This is a genomic window from Arthrobacter sp. Soc17.1.1.1 (assembly GCF_036867195.1).
Lineage (GTDB): Bacteria > Actinomycetota > Actinomycetes > Actinomycetales > Micrococcaceae > Arthrobacter_D.
In genome coordinates this window covers 509,603-527,132 of record NZ_JBAJII010000001.1, presented here as the reverse complement: position 1 = coordinate 527,132, position 17,530 = coordinate 509,603, and the positions used below count along the sequence as shown (strand labels likewise).

The 17,530-nt window shown below is 59.8% G+C and carries 3 protein-coding genes and 6 rRNA genes; all 9 read right to left on the bottom strand.

What is annotated here, in order from left to right; genetic code table 11:
• Window positions 1-23: 23 nt before the first annotated feature.
• The 9 genes from V6S67_RS02465 to V6S67_RS02425 all read right to left on the bottom strand — a co-directional run bounded on the left by V6S67_RS02465 (window position 24) and on the right by V6S67_RS02425 (window position 17,140).
• Window positions 24-548 carry a DUF4190 domain-containing protein gene (locus V6S67_RS02465; protein WP_334208730.1) on the bottom strand — a complete coding sequence of 175 codons (525 nt, stop codon included), beginning with the start codon at window positions 546-548 and terminating at the stop codon, window positions 24-26.
• A 102-nt stretch (window positions 549-650) separates the two neighbouring features.
• On the bottom strand, window positions 651-2,021 hold the full coding sequence (locus V6S67_RS02460; protein WP_334208729.1) for an FAD-binding oxidoreductase: 1,371 nt from the start codon (window positions 2,019-2,021) through the stop codon (window positions 651-653).
• Complete coding sequence (locus V6S67_RS02455; protein ID WP_334208728.1) at window positions 2,018-2,566, bottom strand: hypothetical protein; 549 nt, start codon at window positions 2,564-2,566, stop codon at window positions 2,018-2,020. Before V6S67_RS02455 ends, V6S67_RS02460 begins: the two co-directional genes overlap by 4 nt.
• A gap of 174 nt (window positions 2,567-2,740) precedes the next feature.
• Window positions 2,741-2,855: ribosomal RNA gene (gene rrf / locus V6S67_RS02450) — 5S ribosomal RNA — on the bottom strand.
• A 322-nt stretch (window positions 2,856-3,177) separates the two neighbouring features.
• Window positions 3,178-6,333 (bottom strand): 23S ribosomal RNA (locus tag V6S67_RS02445).
• A 659-nt stretch (window positions 6,334-6,992) separates the two neighbouring features.
• Window positions 6,993-8,527: ribosomal RNA gene (locus V6S67_RS02440) — 16S ribosomal RNA — on the bottom strand.
• The 16S, 23S and 5S rRNA genes sit together here, the layout of an rRNA operon.
• 2,838 nt (window positions 8,528-11,365) lie before the next feature.
• Window positions 11,366-11,482 (bottom strand): 5S ribosomal RNA (rrf, locus tag V6S67_RS02435).
• Between the two features lie 322 nt (window positions 11,483-11,804).
• A 23S ribosomal RNA gene (locus V6S67_RS02430) occupies window positions 11,805-14,953 on the bottom strand.
• Window positions 14,954-15,608: 655 nt separating this feature from the next.
• Window positions 15,609-17,140: ribosomal RNA gene (locus V6S67_RS02425) — 16S ribosomal RNA — on the bottom strand.
• Window positions 17,141-17,530: the final 390 nt, after the last annotated feature.

The window sequence follows — 17,530 nt, the reverse complement described above, 5'->3', positions numbered from 1 at the left end:
CCGGTCCCTTCTCGTCCGAGCGACTACGGGCAGGTCGTCGTCTGGCCCTGGACGGTGACGGGCGAACCCGACGGCAGGCCCTCGCAGGCCTCGATGATCTGTCCGGCCAGATCGGCGGCGAAACTCGCGATGACGGCGATGAGGATGGCGCCGAGGACCGTGAACACCGCGCCGATGATGATGCCGGCAAGGGCGAACCCGTTGCCCGTCTTCGCCTTCCGGGACTGCACGAAGGCGATGATGCTGATGACCAGACCGACCGGGGCGATCAGGATGGCGAGGATGAAGCCGACGATACCGAGCGTGCGGCCCGGGGTCGCCGCGGCCTGGCCCTGGTAGCCCTGCTGTCCCGGGTAGCTGCCCGGCCCCGTGCCGTACTGAGCCTGCTGGCCGTAGGGCGACTGCCCCTGGCCGTAGGGCGATGCGCTCTGCTCGCCGTACTGCGGCTGGTTCTGCTGGCCGTACTGGGGCTGGTTCTGCCCGTACTGGGGCTGGTTCTGCTGGCCGTAGGGCGAGCTGCCCTGCGATCCCGGGTCGTTCTCGGTCATGGTGCCCCCAAGGGAAGTCGTGGAAGAAGCGGAGTGATCTCCCGCAGTTTCCTGAAGAATATCACTGGGCGGCAGCGCAGCTGAGGAGCAGCGACGCGACGATCAGGACACGATCGCCTTGCCTGGATTGAGGATGTTGGCGGGGTCGAACACCTGCTTGAGGCGGGCCTGCAGGTCGATGACCTCCGGCGACTGCTCCCAGGCGAGCCAGCGGCGCTTGTACTGACCCACGCCGTGCTCCCCCGTGATCGTCCCGCCGAGGTCGAGCGCGTGCGTCACCGATTCGTCCAGCGCCTTCTCCAGGCGCTCCTGCGCCTGGGGTCCCTCGCTCCGCTCCACCCAGAACGTCGGGTGCAGGTTGCCGTCCCCGGCGTGCGCCACGACCTTGAGATTCACCTCGTGACGGAGGGCCATGTCCTCGAGTGCCGCCACGTACGGCACGAGCTTCGATTTCGGGACGGCGACGTCCTCCCCCACCCTGTACAGGTCGTCGACCTCGTCACCCCTGCTGTGCCGTCTCAGGTCAATCAGGCGGTCCGCCTCCGCCGACCCCTCCTCGCTGATCACGGCACCCAGGCCGGTGAGCACTTCCCTGACCGCGTCCGCCTCCGCCGCGGCTCCGTACCCGTCGGTCTGCACCAGCAGCAGCGAGCCGCCCCGGCGCCGGAGGTCCGAGCCGTGCGCGCCGTCGAGCGCCTCGAGGGTCCTGCCGTCCAGGAGTTCGAGGATCGCCGGCTGGACCCGGGCACGTCCGATCGCGAGGACCCCGGCGGCCGCCTGCGGGAAGTCGTCGAAGAAGGCCGCCAGCGTGTGGACGGCCCGGGGCAGGTAGCGAAGCCGCACCGTGATCCCGACGACGACCCCGAGAGTGCCCTCCGACCCCGTGATCAGTGCCGTGAGATCGTAGCCCGCCACACCCTTGAAGGTCCGGTGGCCGGTCGAGATGAGCGTACCGTCGGCCAGGACGACGTCGAGGGCGAGCACGGAGTCACGGGTGACGCCGTACTTCGCACAGCGAAGGCCGCCCGCATTGGTGGCCACGTTCCCGCCGAGGGTGGACCACCGGTAACTCGCCGGATCAGGGGCGTACATGAGTCCGTACCGGGCCACCGCGGCGTTCAGGTCGGCGTTGATCACCCCCGGCTCGACGACCGCGGTCTCATCGTCGGGATCGACCTGAACGATCCGATCCATCAGTTCCAGCGACAGGACGACGCAGCCCGCCGTCGCATGGGCGCCGCCGGACACCCCGGAGCCGGCGCCGCGGCTGACGATCGGCACGCCGTGGCGCGTCGCCCACCGCAGAAGCGCCTGTACGTCCTCGACGGAACGCGCTCGGACGACGGCATCGGGAAGGATCGCCTGCAGGACCGGACCCTGATCGCGCGAGTACCGGGTCAGGTCTGCCGGCGTCGTCGAGGTCCGCCCGGGAAGCGCCGCGACCAGCTCCTCGAAAGCGGCCCCGTCGATCATGACCCTCCCATGAAGCGGCGGTAGCGCGAGAGCGCGAGAGGCCAGAAGTCCCTGTAGAACTCGTAGACGCCCAGCGGATCGGCCTCGGACCAGCCACTGTGAACGACGGCGAGGGAGGTGTCGGAGGATCCGTCGTCGTGCGCGCCGCCCTGCCCTTCTGCCGGCTCGCCGGCGAGGGCGGCCGCCGGGCTCGACGACGCGGAGGCCGCTCCCTCCATCACCAGTCTCAGCAGCGTGGTGGAGGCGGATCCGACGTGCCGCCACTGCAGCTCGAGCCACTCACCCGCCTGACTGCCGATCACCTCGCCCCACACGTTCTCGTCGTCGTCCACCGATGTCTCGACCAGGGCATTGTCCTCGAGGTCGAAGAAGCTGTCGGTACCCCAGCGACTGAGCTCGCCGGCGGGCCACCACAGGTGGAGGTGCTCCGTGAGCCCTGCCCAGGCGTGATCGCGCGGCGCGGGGACCGCAACGGCGGCCCGCAGCGGCGGCCGGGGCTCGGGGACATCGGCCGCACCGGAAGGATGGGAGAACAAACCACTCATGCATCGACCCTACCGTCGGGCACGACCACGACGCGTGCGCGGGCCCGTACCGGGCATGCCTGCAGGCTGGGTGCCGGCCACTGGGTGCCGGCCTGGGTGGTGGGTGGGGGTGTTGGGGGTGGTTAAAGGGGTCGAGGCCCCACCGGTGGTGGGGCCTCGTTTCCTGTAATGGTTGTCCGGCGGTGTCCTACTCTCCCACACTCTCTCGGGTGCAGTACCATCGGCGCTGTGGGTCTTAGCTTCCGGGTTCGGAATGGGACCGGGCGTTTCCCCCGCTATGACCGCCGTAACCCTTGCTACCGGTCCCGGTCCGGGCGCCCCCAGGGGGTTCGGATCGGGTGGTAAATCTGTGGGGTTACATCGCTCCCGCACGTAACCCTGTGGGGCGTGGTGCCTTGGAGGGGTTTGTGCGGTGTGCTGGATGTTCCAGTTGTGGATGTATTCAGTTATGAGGTGGTTCCTGTTGTTGGTTGGGAACCGCATAGTGGACGCGTAGCATGTGATCTTCACCCTCCCCGTGTGTCACCGCTGGTGGTGGGTGTGGCGCCGGGTGTCCAGTTGCCTGGGTCCCTGGTGTCACAGCCCGTCCTCCCATCGGTGGGGGTGGGTGTGTGGTGTAAGTTATCGGCTTATTAGTACCGGTCAGCTTCACAGGTCGTTAGTCCCTGCTTCCACGTCCGGCCTATCAACCCAGTGGTCTGGCTGGGGGCCTCTCACACTCGAGGTGTATGGAAATCTCATCTTGAAGCAGGCTTCCCGCTTAGATGCTTTCAGCGGTTATCCCATCCGAACGTAGCTAATCAGCGGTGCACTTGGCAGTACAACTGACACACCAGAGGTTCGTCCGTCCCGGTCCTCTCGTACTAAGGACAGCCCTTCTCAAATTTCCTGCGCGCGCAGCGGATAGGGACCGAACTGTCTCACGACGTTCTAAACCCAGCTCGCGTACCGCTTTAATGGGCGAACAGCCCAACCCTTGGGACCTACTCCAGCCCCAGGATGCGACGAGCCGACATCGAGGTGCCAAACCATGCCGTCGATATGGACTCTTGGGCAAGATCAGCCTGTTATCCCCGAGGTACCTTTTATCCGTTGAGCGACGGCCATTCCACAATGTGCCGCCGGATCACTAGTCCCGACTTTCGTCCCTGCTTGAGATGTCTCTCTCACAGTCAAGCTCCCTTGTGCACTTACACTCGCCACCTGATTGCCAACCAGGCTGAGGGAACCTTTGGGCGCCTCCGTTACTTTTTAGGAGGCAACCGCCCCAGTTAAACTACCCATCAGGCACTGTCCCTGACCCGGATTACGGGCCGAAGTTAGATATCCAGAGTGACCAGAGTGGTATTTCAACGATGACTCCACGTGAACTGGCGTCCACGCTTCACAGTCTCCCACCTATCCTACACAAGCCACACCGAACACCAATACCAAACTATAGTGAAGGTCTCGGGGTCTTTCCGTCCTGCTGCGCGTAACGAGCATCTTTACTCGTACTGCAATTTCGCCGAGTTTATGGTTGAGACAGCGGGGAAGTCGTTACTCCATTCGTGCAGGTCGGAACTTACCCGACAAGGAATTTCGCTACCTTAGGATGGTTATAGTTACCACCGCCGTTTACTGGGGGTTTAAATTCCCAGCTTCGTCCCACGCAAGCGTGAAACTAACCGGTCCTCTTAACCTTCCAGCACCGGGCAGGAGTCAGTCCGTATACATCGTCTTGCGACTTCGCACGGACCTGTGTTTTTAGTAAACAGTCGCTTCCCCTGGTCTCTGCGGCCCCGATCCGCTCCGGCGAGCTAGTCGCCTTCACAGTTGGGGGCCCCCTTCTCCCGAAGTTACGGGGGCATTTTGCCGAGTTCCTTTAACCATAATTCTCTCGATCGCCTTAGTATTCTCTACCTGATCACCTGTGTCGGTTTGGGGTACGGGCGGCTAGAACCTCGCGCCGATGCTTTTCTCGGCAGCATAGGATCACCGAATCCCCCTTGACGGGGGTCCCATCAGATCTCAAGCACGGTATCTAAACCAGAACCACGGATTTGCCTATGGTTCGCCCTACATCCTTAGACCGGGACTACCATCGCCCGGCTCGGCTACCTTCCTGCGTCACACCTGTTAATACGCTTACCTCCCGAGATCAGGTCCCGCGATCCACAAAAAACCACGTCACCACAAGGGTGGGCGGTCATGCTTCTGGCGGTTAGTATCCCTCGATCAGTATTGGCGGTTCTTCGCCGGTACGGGAATATCAACCCGTTGTCCATCGACTACGCCTGTCGGCCTCGCCTTAGGTCCCGACTTACCCAGGGCAGATTAGCTTGACCCTGGAACCCTTGATCATTCGGCGGACGGGTTTCTCACCCGTCTTTCGCTACTCATGCCTGCATTCTCACTCGTGTAGGCTCCACCGCTGGTTTACACCGCGACTTCACCGCCCACACGACGCTCCCCTACCCATCCACATCCTTGAACCAGGAGAACAAGTCTCCGGCTTGGGATCTATGTGAATGCCACAACTTCGGCGGTGTACTTGAGCCCCGCTACATTGTCGGCGCGGAATCACTTGACCAGTGAGCTATTACGCACTCTTTCAAGGGTGGCTGCTTCTAAGCCAACCTCCTGGTTGTCTGGGCAACTCCACATCCTTTCCCACTTAGCACACGCTTAGGGGCCTTAGTTGGTGGTCTGGGCTGTTTCCCTCTCGACTATGAAGCTTATCCCCCACAGTCTCACTGCTGCGCTCTCACTTACCGGCATTCGGAGTTTGGCTGACGTCAGTAACCTTGTAGGGCCCATTAGCCATCCAGTAGCTCTACCTCCGATAAGAAACACGCAACGCTGCACCTAAATGCATTTCGGGGAGAACCAGCTATCACGAAGTTTGATTGGCCTTTCACCCCTACCCACAGCTCATCCCCTCCATTTTCAACTGAAGTGGGTTCGGTCCTCCACGACGTCTTACCGTCGCTTCAACCTGGCCATGGGTAGATCACTTCGCTTCGGGTCTAGATCACGCCACTTACTCGCCCTATTCAGACTCGCTTTCGCTACGGCTTCCCCACACGGGTTAACCTCGCGACGTAACACTAACTCGCAGGCTCATTCTTCAAAAGGCACGCCGTCACAGAAACAAGTCTGCTCCGACGGTTTGTAGGCACACGGTTTCAGGTACTGTTTCACTCCCCTCCCGGGGTACTTTTCACCTTTCCCTCACGGTACTGGTCCGCTATCGGTCATCAGGGAGTATTTAGGCTTACCAGGTGGTCCTGGCAGATTCGCACGGGATTTCTCGGGCCCCGTGCTACTTGGGATCCTCTCCAAACGGCGTCACGCATTACGGTTACGGGACTTACACCCTCTCCGGCCGGGCTTTCAAACCCGTTCACCTATACGCACGCACTCATTTCACCAGTCCGGCAGAACTGGAACGGAAAGTCCCACAACCCCAGTGATGCAACGCCCGCCTACTATCACACACCACTGGTTTAGCCTGTTCCGCGTTCGCTCGCCACTACTAACGGAATCACTATTGTTTTCTCTTCCTGTGGGTACTGAGATGTTTCACTTCCCCACGTTCCCTCCACGTACCCTATGTGTTCAGATACGGGTCACCCGGTCACTCGCGCGCCGGGCGGGGTTTCCCCATTCGGACATCCTGGGATCAAAGTTCGGTTATCAACTCCCCCAGGCTTATCGCAGATTCCCACGTCCTTCTTCGGCTCCTGATGCCAAGGCATCCACCGTGTGCCCTTAAAAACTTGACCACTAAGATCAAAAACATATCGAGAAAACCAGGCACCGGACATACGTCCGAAACCAGATTATTCATAGAAATTGCTTCTTTTAAGATGCTCGCGTCCACTATGCAGTTCTCAACCAACAACCCCGTCACACCCCCACCCACCCCCACTCACGGGACACGGACAGAGCATGCGCGGGAAACCAGAAACAACCAAACCCCCCCCAACCAACGATCACCGAACCCCCGGACACCGGATCCCACCAGGACACCCGCACCAGCCGCGCACCCCACCCCGCAAAGGACAGACCACACAGACACCACGAACACCCAGCACAACCCGCACCGGACAGAGACGACAACCACGATCGAAAGGGCCCTGTTATCTCAGGACCCAACAGTGTGCCAAACGATACCCGCCACCAGAAACATCAACCCGCCCATTCCAACCCCGCACCCCACACCGCACACCCCACCACCTCCCACACAGGAAGACAGACAGGACACACGACACAGGCCACCAGGCGTACTCGAGCTTCTACCAACACCAGCGACGACACCTATTCATTGATATTCCACCCATGAGCACCCATCGCGGAACAAACGCCCGCGCTATGGGCTGACTCCTGCGAACCCCACCCCCACCACAGTGGACGAGGACGAAAGATTCGAGGCGCTCCTTAGAAAGGAGGTGATCCAGCCGCACCTTCCGGTACGGCTACCTTGTTACGACTTAGTCCCAATCGCCGGTCCCACCTTCGACGGCTCCCTCCCACAAGGGGTTAGGCCACCGGCTTCGGGTGTTACCAACTTTCGTGACTTGACGGGCGGTGTGTACAAGGCCCGGGAACGTATTCACCGCAGCGTTGCTGATCTGCGATTACTAGCGACTCCAACTTCATGAGGTCGAGTTGCAGACCTCAATCCGAACTGAGACCGGCTTTTTGGGATTAGCTCCACCTCACAGTATCGCAACCCTTTGTACCGGCCATTGTAGCATGCGTGAAGCCCAAGACATAAGGGGCATGATGATTTGACGTCGTCCCCACCTTCCTCCGAGTTGACCCCGGCAGTCTCCCATGAGTCCCCGGCATAACCCGCTGGCAACATGGAACGAGGGTTGCGCTCGTTGCGGGACTTAACCCAACATCTCACGACACGAGCTGACGACAACCATGCACCACCTGTAAACCGGCCACAAGTGGCTGACACATCTCTGCATCATTCCGGTTCATGTCAAGCCTTGGTAAGGTTCTTCGCGTTGCATCGAATTAATCCGCATGCTCCGCCGCTTGTGCGGGCCCCCGTCAATTCCTTTGAGTTTTAGCCTTGCGGCCGTACTCCCCAGGCGGGGCACTTAATGCGTTAGCTACGGCGCGGAAAACGTGGAATGTCCCCCACACCTAGTGCCCAACGTTTACGGCATGGACTACCAGGGTATCTAATCCTGTTCGCTCCCCATGCTTTCGCTCCTCAGCGTCAGTTACAGCCCAGAGACCTGCCTTCGCCATCGGTGTTCCTCCTGATATCTGCGCATTTCACCGCTACACCAGGAATTCCAGTCTCCCCTACTGCACTCTAGTCTGCCCGTACCCACCGCAGATCCGGGGTTAAGCCCCGGACTTTCACGGCAGACGCGACAAACCGCCTACGAGCTCTTTACGCCCAATAATTCCGGATAACGCTTGCGCCCTACGTATTACCGCGGCTGCTGGCACGTAGTTAGTAAGCGCTTCTTCTGCAGGTACCGTCACCAACCCAAAAGATCAGCTTCTTCCCTACTGAAAGAGGTTTACAACCCGAAGGCCTTCATCCCTCACGCGGCGTCGCTGCATCAGGCTTGCGCCCATTGTGCAATATTCCCCACTGCTGCCTCCCGTAGGAGTCTGGGCCGTGTCTCAGTCCCAGTGTGGCCGGTCACCCTCTCAGGCCGGCTACCCGTCGTCGCCTTGGTAGGCCATTACCCCACCAACAAGCTGATAGGCCGCGAGTCCATCCAAAACCACAAAAGCTTTCCACCAACACCACATGCGTGGGAAGGTCGTATCCAGTATTAGACCCGGTTTCCCAGGCTTATCCCAGAGTCAAGGGCAGGTTACTCACGTGTTACTCACCCGTTCGCCACTAATCCACCAGCAAGCTGGCTTCATCGTTCGACTTGCATGTGTTAAAGCACGCCGCCAGCGTTCATCCTGAGCCAGGATCAAACTCTCCGTAAATGATTCACAGACACAACACCGAAACCCGGGAAAACGGGGAACCATGCTGCACAAAATTCGAAACCAGCCAAAAAAACCAGCCACCACACGGGGTGCGGCAACCAGCAAATTCAACCAATCAAAAAACAATCGGTATCAACAAACTTGGCACACTATTGAGTTCTCAAACAACAGGAACGTTCGATTACTTGCAGGACCAGCGCTTTCGCGCTTTCTCGGCCTGCTTTCCTTCGCCGTTGTGTTTACAGCTTATTTCATTCTCTTTTCTCTTGTCAAATCCTCCGCTTTGGCTTACTGCCTGCGAAAAAGACGTACGACAAGACAATCCCATGACAATTAGAGGCCTAATTCCGATTCGCTTTAGAGCGCACGGACCGACCACTAGTTTTTTGAAGGGGTTGGTCGCCCTCACCGGGGCAACTCATAAAACATTACACGCCACTCTCCGTGCGAGCAAACCGAAGCGGCGTTGCCTGCGTCACCCAGCGTCGGCGACCGTCCTGGGAGATGTTCCGCGGTAGCGGAGCTGCTTCGCTCCAGCGGGAGGTTGCTCCGCGCCGGCTGGGACACCCGATGGCGCAGCAGATCACCGGCCGCCGAACGCCGGCCTGTGCCTGGCTCCCCTGCTCCCCTGATCCCGATTTCCGGCTCCCGCCTCCCGCACATCCGAACTCGGTGCACCTGAAGGAGTCGCCTCGAGCAGTTGCGCCAGGAGTGGATGCAGCCTCGAAGCCGGCAGTGCCCTGCCGGAGTGCTGGCCCGCTGGTGGGACGGACGCCGCCGGCAGGTCGCGACCGGCTAGCAGTCGGCTGGACGTCGTCCCTGATGCGCGGCCCTGAAGCCCGGTCGTTCGGCCCTTCGGTCCGCAAGCCCACGATGCGCGAGCCGCCACGGGGTCCCGGGGCCAGCACTGATCTTTAGCTCGTCAGAGGTCTCTCGGCGAGCCGATCAGCTGAGCGTGCACGATGGCTATGCCCCGCTGTGGTCGGAAGGACGGTGGTACAGCCCAGTAGCACCTGGCCCGCGGCCTGTGCCCTCCGGCCATAGTCCCCGCTCGCTCAGAACAGTGAACTTCTGCTGCTCGGACCTTCTGACGGCGGCCGAGCTCTGCTCCTCCGGGCCGCCGGGTTCTGTCCTGCCGCGCGGTACGCTGCTCCGCACCGCACTGCAGTGCAGTGCATTGCGGTGCGGTGCGAGGCCGTGCCGTGCCGCGCCGTGCCGTGCCGTGCCGTGCCGTGCCGTGCCGTGCCGTGCCGTGCCGTGCCGTGCCTTGCCTTGCCTTGCCTTGCCTTGCCTTGCCTTGCCTTGCCTTGCCTTGCCTTGCCTTGCCTTGCCTTGCCTTGCCTTGCCTTGCCTTGCCTTGCATAGAGGCTCCCTCGGAGTGGAGGTCCATGCGATACATGATGCCGAACGGTGGCGATCGACACGTGGTGCCGTCGACCCGTTGCGATCCACGAGGGACAAGACCTCACTCCGACCGTTCTCTGCGCCGAAAGGTCAGCAGTCACCTTCCGTCCGAGGGCACGGGAGAGTTTTTGCCGTATACCTCACCGTCATCCGGGTGACCGGCGGTATCCGGATGACGGACGGTCTCCCTCGATCACCGCCGACCGATCACCGCCTGGGTCCACAACGGCCGAGGCAGCATGGGCAGTGCCTATGAACATAGGACAGGAGCTGACGTGATGTGGTCGGCTTCATTCGGTTCAGGAGCACGCCCGAATCTCCTGTGCCTCGCGAGGAGATATCAGCTCTCCCGTTGTCTGAGGACAGTGCGACAAGCGTCAACTATCCACTCGATTGCCACTGGCGCGATGGTTGATGACTCCCCGAGCTGGTCGCGCCAGCGGGCAGGCCCGCCCCCGACCCCAGCTGAGGACCGCGCCATTCGAAAGCTGGGCAGCCAGCTGGTGGCTGCTCGTCACCTCCTCCTGATGGTGTCCACTCTTTGCACCGATGATGTCCACGAGGGTGACGCGCATAAAGCCGGGGCGACCGCACTGCAGCTTCCCTCGGTAAAAGAAGGCGGCAGGTCGATACCTGGCCACCCCCGAACCGCACCCTCTCGCTGGTAGCCAGAGCACGGCGAAACCGGCCGACCGAGGCCCGCACGATACCGAGGCAGACCGGCCGAAACGGGGCAGGAGGCTCCTGGACAGGGCGGCTACCAGGAGCCTGTTGCTCTTGAGTAACCCGACTGGTCCAGCCTGTAGGGTGCAGGCCTCTCCTTGCGTTCACGAGGCTGTCACCGTCCTTCCGCGCGCACGCGGCCGATGGGCGCGTGCCGCTCGCAAAGAGGCGGGCAGGGCCGCTCGGTCCCGTCGAAGGGAAGGGGCACATCGGCCTCCAGAACGCCGGAGGTCCCCCTCGTGCACCGACGCGACCGCAGACACCGCGCCGGAGGCCTACTCCGGATGCCAGCCTTGCTGGCCGCCGAGCTACATGGCTTCGTTGCCCGTGCTCCGCCGAACGGACGGGGTACTGGTTCCCGGTAGCCGGCATGGGCACGGCGACCGTGCAGCGTCGGCAGCCCGGCTTCGTTGCCCGTGCTCAGCCCGCCCGGCAGGACACTGCTCCCCGGCCGCCCACCGCATGCCGCCCCGGGATGCGTGCCACTGCGTCTTATGCTGCACCTTGGCGTGGGGTGCCACCCGGGTTCGAGTGGGTGTGCCATCTGCCGTCCTGCGTGTTCGGGACCGTGGGGTGCCGTGCTGCCGGGGATGCCTGCAGGCTGGGTGCCTACCACTGGCCTAGGCCTGGGTGGTGGGTGGGGGTGTTGGGGGTGGTTAAAGGGGTCGAGGCCCCACCGGTGGTGGGGCCTCGTTTCCTGTAATGGTTGTCCGGCGGTGTCCTACTCTCCCACACTCTCTCGGGTGCAGTACCATCGGCGCTGTGGGTCTTAGCTTCCGGGTTCGGAATGGGACCGGGCGTTTCCCCCACGCTATGACCGCCGTAACCCTTGCTACCGGTCCCGGTCCGGGCGCCCCCAGGGGGTTCGGATCGGGTGGTAAATCTGTGGGGTTACATCGCTCCCGCACGTAACCCTGTGGGGCGTGGTGCCTTGGAGGGTTTGTGCGGTGTGCTGGATGTCTCCAGTTGTGGATGTATTCAGTTATGAGGTGGTTCCTGTTGTTGGTTGGGAACCGCATAGTGGACGCGTAGCATGTGATCTTCACCCTCCCCGTGTGTCACCGCTGGTGGTGGGTGTGGCGCCGGGTGTCCAGTTGCCTGGGTCCCTGGTGTCACAGCCCGTCCTCCCATCGGTGGGGGTGGGTGTGTGGTGTAAGTTATCGGCTTATTAGTACCGGTCAGCTTCACAGGTCGTTAGTCCCTGCTTCCACGTCCGGCCTATCAACCCAGTGGTCTGGCTGGGGGCCTCTCACACTCGAGGTGTATGGAAATCTCATCTTGAAGCAGGCTTCCCGCTTAGATGCTTTCAGCGGTTATCCCATCCGAACGTAGCTAATCAGCGGTGCACTTGGCAGTACAACTGACACACCAGAGGTTCGTCCGTCCCGGTCCTCTCGTACTAAGGACAGCCCTTCTCAAATTTCCTGCGCGCGCAGCGGATAGGGACCGAACTGTCTCACGACGTTCTAAACCCAGCTCGCGTACCGCTTTAATGGGCGAACAGCCCAACCCTTGGGACCTACTCCAGCCCCAGGATGCGACGAGCCGACATCGAGGTGCCAAACCATGCCGTCGATATGGACTCTTGGGCAAGATCAGCCTGTTATCCCCGAGGTACCTTTTATCCGTTGAGCGACGGCCATTCCACAATGTGCCGCCGGATCACTAGTCCCGACTTTCGTCCCTGCTTGAGATGTCTCTCTCACAGTCAAGCTCCCTTGTGCACTTACACTCGCCACCTGATTGCCAACCAGGCTGAGGGAACCTTTGGGCGCCTCCGTTACTTTTTAGGAGGCAACCGCCCCAGTTAAACTACCCATCAGGCACTGTCCCTGACCCGGATTACGGGCCGAAGTTAGATATCCAGAGTGACCAGAGTGGTATTTCAACGATGACTCCACGTGAACTGGCGTCCACGCTACAGTCTCCCACCTATCCTACACAAGCCACACCGAACACCAATACCAAACTATAGTGAAGGTCTCGGGGTCTTTCCGTCCTGCTGCGCGTAACGAGCATCTTTACTCGTACTGCAATTTCGCCGAGTTTATGGTTGAGACAGCGGGGAAGTCGTTACTCCATTCGTGCAGGTCGGAACTTACCCGACAAGGAATTTCGCTACCTTAGGATGGTTATAGTTACCACCGCCGTTTACTGGGGCTTAAATTCCCAGCTTCGTCCCACGCAAGCGTGAAACTAACCGGTCCTCTTAACCTTCCAGCACCGGGCAGGAGTCAGTCCGTATACATCGTCTTGCGACTTCGCACGGACCTGTGTTTTTAGTAAACAGTCGCTTCCCCCTGGTCTCTGCGGCCCCGATCCGCTCCGGCGAGCTAGTCGCCTTCACAGTTGGGGCCCCCTTCTCCCGAAGTTACGGGGGCATTTTGCCGAGTTCCTTAACCATAATTCTCTCGATCGCCTTAGTATTCTCTACCTGATCACCTGTGTCGGTTTGGGGTACGGGCGGCTAGAACCTCGCGCCGATGCTTTTCTCGGCAGCATAGGATCACCGAATCCCCCTTGACGGGGGTCCCATCAGATCTCAAGCACGGTATCTAAACCAGAACCACGGATTTGCCTATGGTTCGCCCTACATCCTTAGACCGGGACTACCATCGCCCGGCTCGGCTACCTTCCTGCGTCACACCTGTTAATACGCTTACCTCCCGAGATCAGGTCCCGCGATCCACAAAAAACCACGTCACCACAAGGGTGGGCGGTCATGCTTCTGGCGGTTAGTATCCCTCGATCAGTATTGGCGGTTCTTCGCCGGTACGGGAATATCAACCCGTTGTCCATCGACTACGCCTGTCGGCCTCGCCTTAGGTCCCGACTTACCCAGGGCAGATTAGCTTGACCCTGGAACCCTTGATCATTCGGCGGACGGGTTTCTCACCCGTCTTTCGCTACTCATGCCTGCATTCTCACTCGTGTAGGCTCCACCGCTGGTTTACACCGCGACTTCACCGCCCACACGACGCTCCCCTACCCATCCACATCCTTGAACCAGGAGAACAAGTCTCCGGCTTGGGATCTATGTGAATGCCACAACTTCGGCGGTGTACTTGAGCCCCGCTACATTGTCGGCGCGGAATCACTTGACCAGTGAGCTATTACGCACTCTTTCAAGGGTGGCTGCTTCTAAGCCAACCTCCTGGTTGTCTGGGCAACTCCACATCCTTTCCCACTTAGCACACGCTTAGGGGCCTTAGTTGGTGGTCTGGGCTGTTTCCCTCTCGACTATGAAGCTTATCCCCCACAGTCTCACTGCTGCGCTCTCACTTACCGGCATTCGGAGTTTGGCTGACGTCAGTAACCTTGTAGGGCCCATTAGCCATCCAGTAGCTCTACCTCCGATAAGAAACACGCAACGCTGCACCTAAATGCATTTCGGGGAGAACCAGCTATCACGAAGTTTGATTGGCCTTTCACCCCTACCCACAGCTCATCCCCTCCATTTTCAACTGAAGTGGGTTCGGTCCTCCACGACGTCTTACCGTCGCTTCAACCTGGCCATGGGTAGATCACTTCGCTTCGGGTCTAGATCACGCCACTTACTCGCCCTATTCAGACTCGCTTTCGCTACGGCTTCCCCACACGGGTTAACCTCGCGACGTAACACTAACTCGCAGGCTCATTCTTCAAAAGGCACGCCGTCACAGAAACAAGTCTGCTCCGACGGTTTGTAGGCACACGGTTTCAGGTACTGTTTCACTCCCCTCCCGGGGTACTTTTCACCTTTCCCTCACGGTACTGGTCCGCTATCGGTCATCAGGGAGTATTTAGGCTTACCAGGTGGTCCTGGCAGATTCGCACGGGATTTCTCGGGCCCCGTGCTACTTGGGATCCTCTCCAAACGGCGTCACGCATTACGGTTACGGGACTTACACCTCTCCGGCCGGGCTTTCAAACCCGTTCACCTATACGCACGCACTCATTTCACCAGTCCGGCAGAACTGGAACGGAAAGTCCCACAACCCCAGTGATGCAACGCCCGTACTATCACACACCACTGGTTTAGCCTGTTCCGCGTTCGCTCGCCACTACTAACGGAATCACTATTGTTTTCTCTTCCTGTGGGTACTGAGATGTTTCACTTCCCCACGTTCCCTCCACGTACCCTATGTGTTCAGATACGGGTCACCCGGTCACTCGCGCGCCGGGCGGGGTTTCCCCATTCGGACATCCTGGGATCAAAGTTCGGTTATCAACTCCCCCAGGCTTATCGCAGATTCCCACGTCCTTCTTCGGCTCCTGATGCCAAGGCATCCACCGTGTGCCCTTAAAAACTTGACCACTAAGATCAAAAACATATCGAGAAAACCAGGCACCGGACATACGTCCGAAACCAGATTATTCATAGAAATTGCTTCTTTTAAGATGCTCGCGTCCACTATGCAGTTCTCAACCAACAACCCCGTCCACCCCCACCCACCCCCACTCACGGGACACGGACAGAGCATGCGCGGGAAACCAGAAACAACCAAACCCCCCAACCAACGATCACCGAACCCCCGGACACCGGATCCCACCAGGACACCCGCACCAGCCGCGCACCCCACCCCGCAAAGGACAGACCACACAGACACCACGAACACCCAGCACAACCCGCACCGGACAGAGACGACAACCACGATCGAAAGGGCCCTGTTATCTCAGGACCCAACAGTGTGCCAAACGATACCCGCCACCAGAAACATCAACCCGCCCATTCCAACCCCGCACCCCACACCGCACACCCCACCACCTCCCACACAGGAAGACAGACAGGACACACGACACAGGCCACCAGGCGTACTCGAGTAGAACCAACACCAGCGACGACACCTATTCATTGATATTCCACCCATGAGCACCCATCGCGGAACAAACGCCCGCGCTATGGGCTGACTCCTGCGAACCCCACCCCCACCACAGTGGACGAGGACGAAAGATTCGAGGCGCTCCTTAGAAAGGAGGTGATCCAGCCGCACCTTCCGGTACGGCTACCTTGTTACGACTTAGTCCCAATCGCCGGTCCCACCTTCGACGGCTCCCTCCCACAAGGGGTTAGGCCACCGGCTTCGGGTGTTACCAACTTTCGTGACTTGACGGGCGGTGTGTACAAGGCCCGGGAACGTATTCACCGCAGCGTTGCTGATCTGCGATTACTAGCGACTCCAACTTCATGAGGTCGAGTTGCAGACCTCAATCCGAACTGAGACCGGCTTTTTGGGATTAGCTCCACCTCACAGTATCGCAACCCTTTGTACCGGCCATTGTAGCATGCGTGAAGCCCAAGACATAAGGGGCATGATGATTTGACGTCGTCCCCACCTTCCTCCGAGTTGACCCCGGCAGTCTCCCATGAGTCCCCGGCATAACCCGCTGGCAACATGGAACGAGGGTTGCGCTCGTTGCGGGACTTAACCCAACATCTCACGACACGAGCTGACGACAACCATGCACCACCTGTAAACCGGCCACAAGTGGCTGACACATCTCTGCATCATTCCGGTTCATGTCAAGCCTTGGTAAGGTTCTTCGCGTTGCATCGAATTAATCCGCATGCTCCGCCGCTTGTGCGGGCCCCCGTCAATTCCTTTGAGTTTTAGCCTTGCGGCCGTACTCCCCAGGCGGGGCACTTAATGCGTTAGCTACGGCGCGGAAAACGTGGAATGTCCCCCACACCTAGTGCCCAACGTTTACGGCATGGACTACCAGGGTATCTAATCCTGTTCGCTCCCCATGCTTTCGCTCCTCAGCGTCAGTTACAGCCCAGAGACCTGCCTTCGCCATCGGTGTTCCTCCTGATATCTGCGCATTTCACCGCTACACCAGGAATTCCAGTCTCCCCTACTGCACTCTAGTCTGCCCGTACCCACCGCAGATCCGGGGTTAAGCCCCGGACTTTCACGGCAGACGCGACAAACCGCCTACGAGCTCTTTACGCCCAATAATTCCGGATAACGCTTGCGCCCTACGTATTACCGCGGCTGCTGGCACGTAGTTTAGCCGCTTCTTCTGCAGGTACCGTCACCAACCCAAAAGATCAGCTTCTTCCCTACTGAAAGAGGTTTACAACCCGAAGGCCTTCATCCCTCACGCGGCGTCGCTGCATCAGGCTTGCGCCCATTGTGCAATATTCCCCACTGCTGCCTCCCGTAGGAGTCTGGGCCGTGTCTCAGTCCCAGTGTGGCCGGTCACCCTCTCAGGCCGGCTACCCGTCGTCGCCTTGGTAGGCCATTACCCCACCAACAAGCTGATAGGCCGCGAGTCCATCCAAAACCACAAAAGCTTTCCACCAACACCACATGCGTGGGAAGGTCGTATCCAGTATTAGACCCGGTTTCCCAGGCTTATCCCAGAGTCAAGGGCAGGTTACTCACGTGTTACTCACCCGTTCGCCACTAATCCACCAGCAAGCTGGCTTCATCGTTCGACTTGCATGTGTTAAGCACGCCGCCAGCGTTCATCCTGAGCCAGGATCAAACTCTCCGTAAATGATTCACAGACACAACACCGAACCCCGGGAAAACGGGGAACCATGCTGCACAAAATTCGAAACCAGCCAAAAAAACCAGCCACCACACGGGGTGCGGCAACCAGCAAATTCAACCAATCAAAAAACAATCGGTATCAACAAACTTGGCACACTATTGAGTTCTCAAACAACAGGAGCTACCGGCACCAAACACAACCAAACCGTCATGTCCTCGCTCCGAAGCAACTTCACAAGCTTACCCTTGCTGCTTCCGTTCTCCAAATCGGCCGGTTCCCGCTTCCCCGATCCCTCACTCCGACCCATACGGGTAGGAAGGACTTCTCGGTTCTGTGGTTGTCGGCCGATCGGATATCTTCATCAGCGCGGATATAAACAGTAGCATCGCCCGC

Bases quoted from the DNA above. Each gene is read 5' to 3' on its own strand.
- V6S67_RS02455 (WP_334208728.1), bottom strand. From the start codon at position 2,566: ATGAGTGGTTTGTTCTCCCATCCTTCCGGTGCGGCCGATGTCCCCGAG.
- V6S67_RS02460 (WP_334208729.1), bottom strand. From the start codon at position 2,021: ATGATCGACGGGGCCGCTTTCGAGGAGCTGGTCGCGGCGCTTCCCGGG.
- V6S67_RS02465 (WP_334208730.1), bottom strand. From the start codon at position 548: ATGACCGAGAACGACCCGGGATCGCAGGGCAGCTCGCCCTACGGCCAG.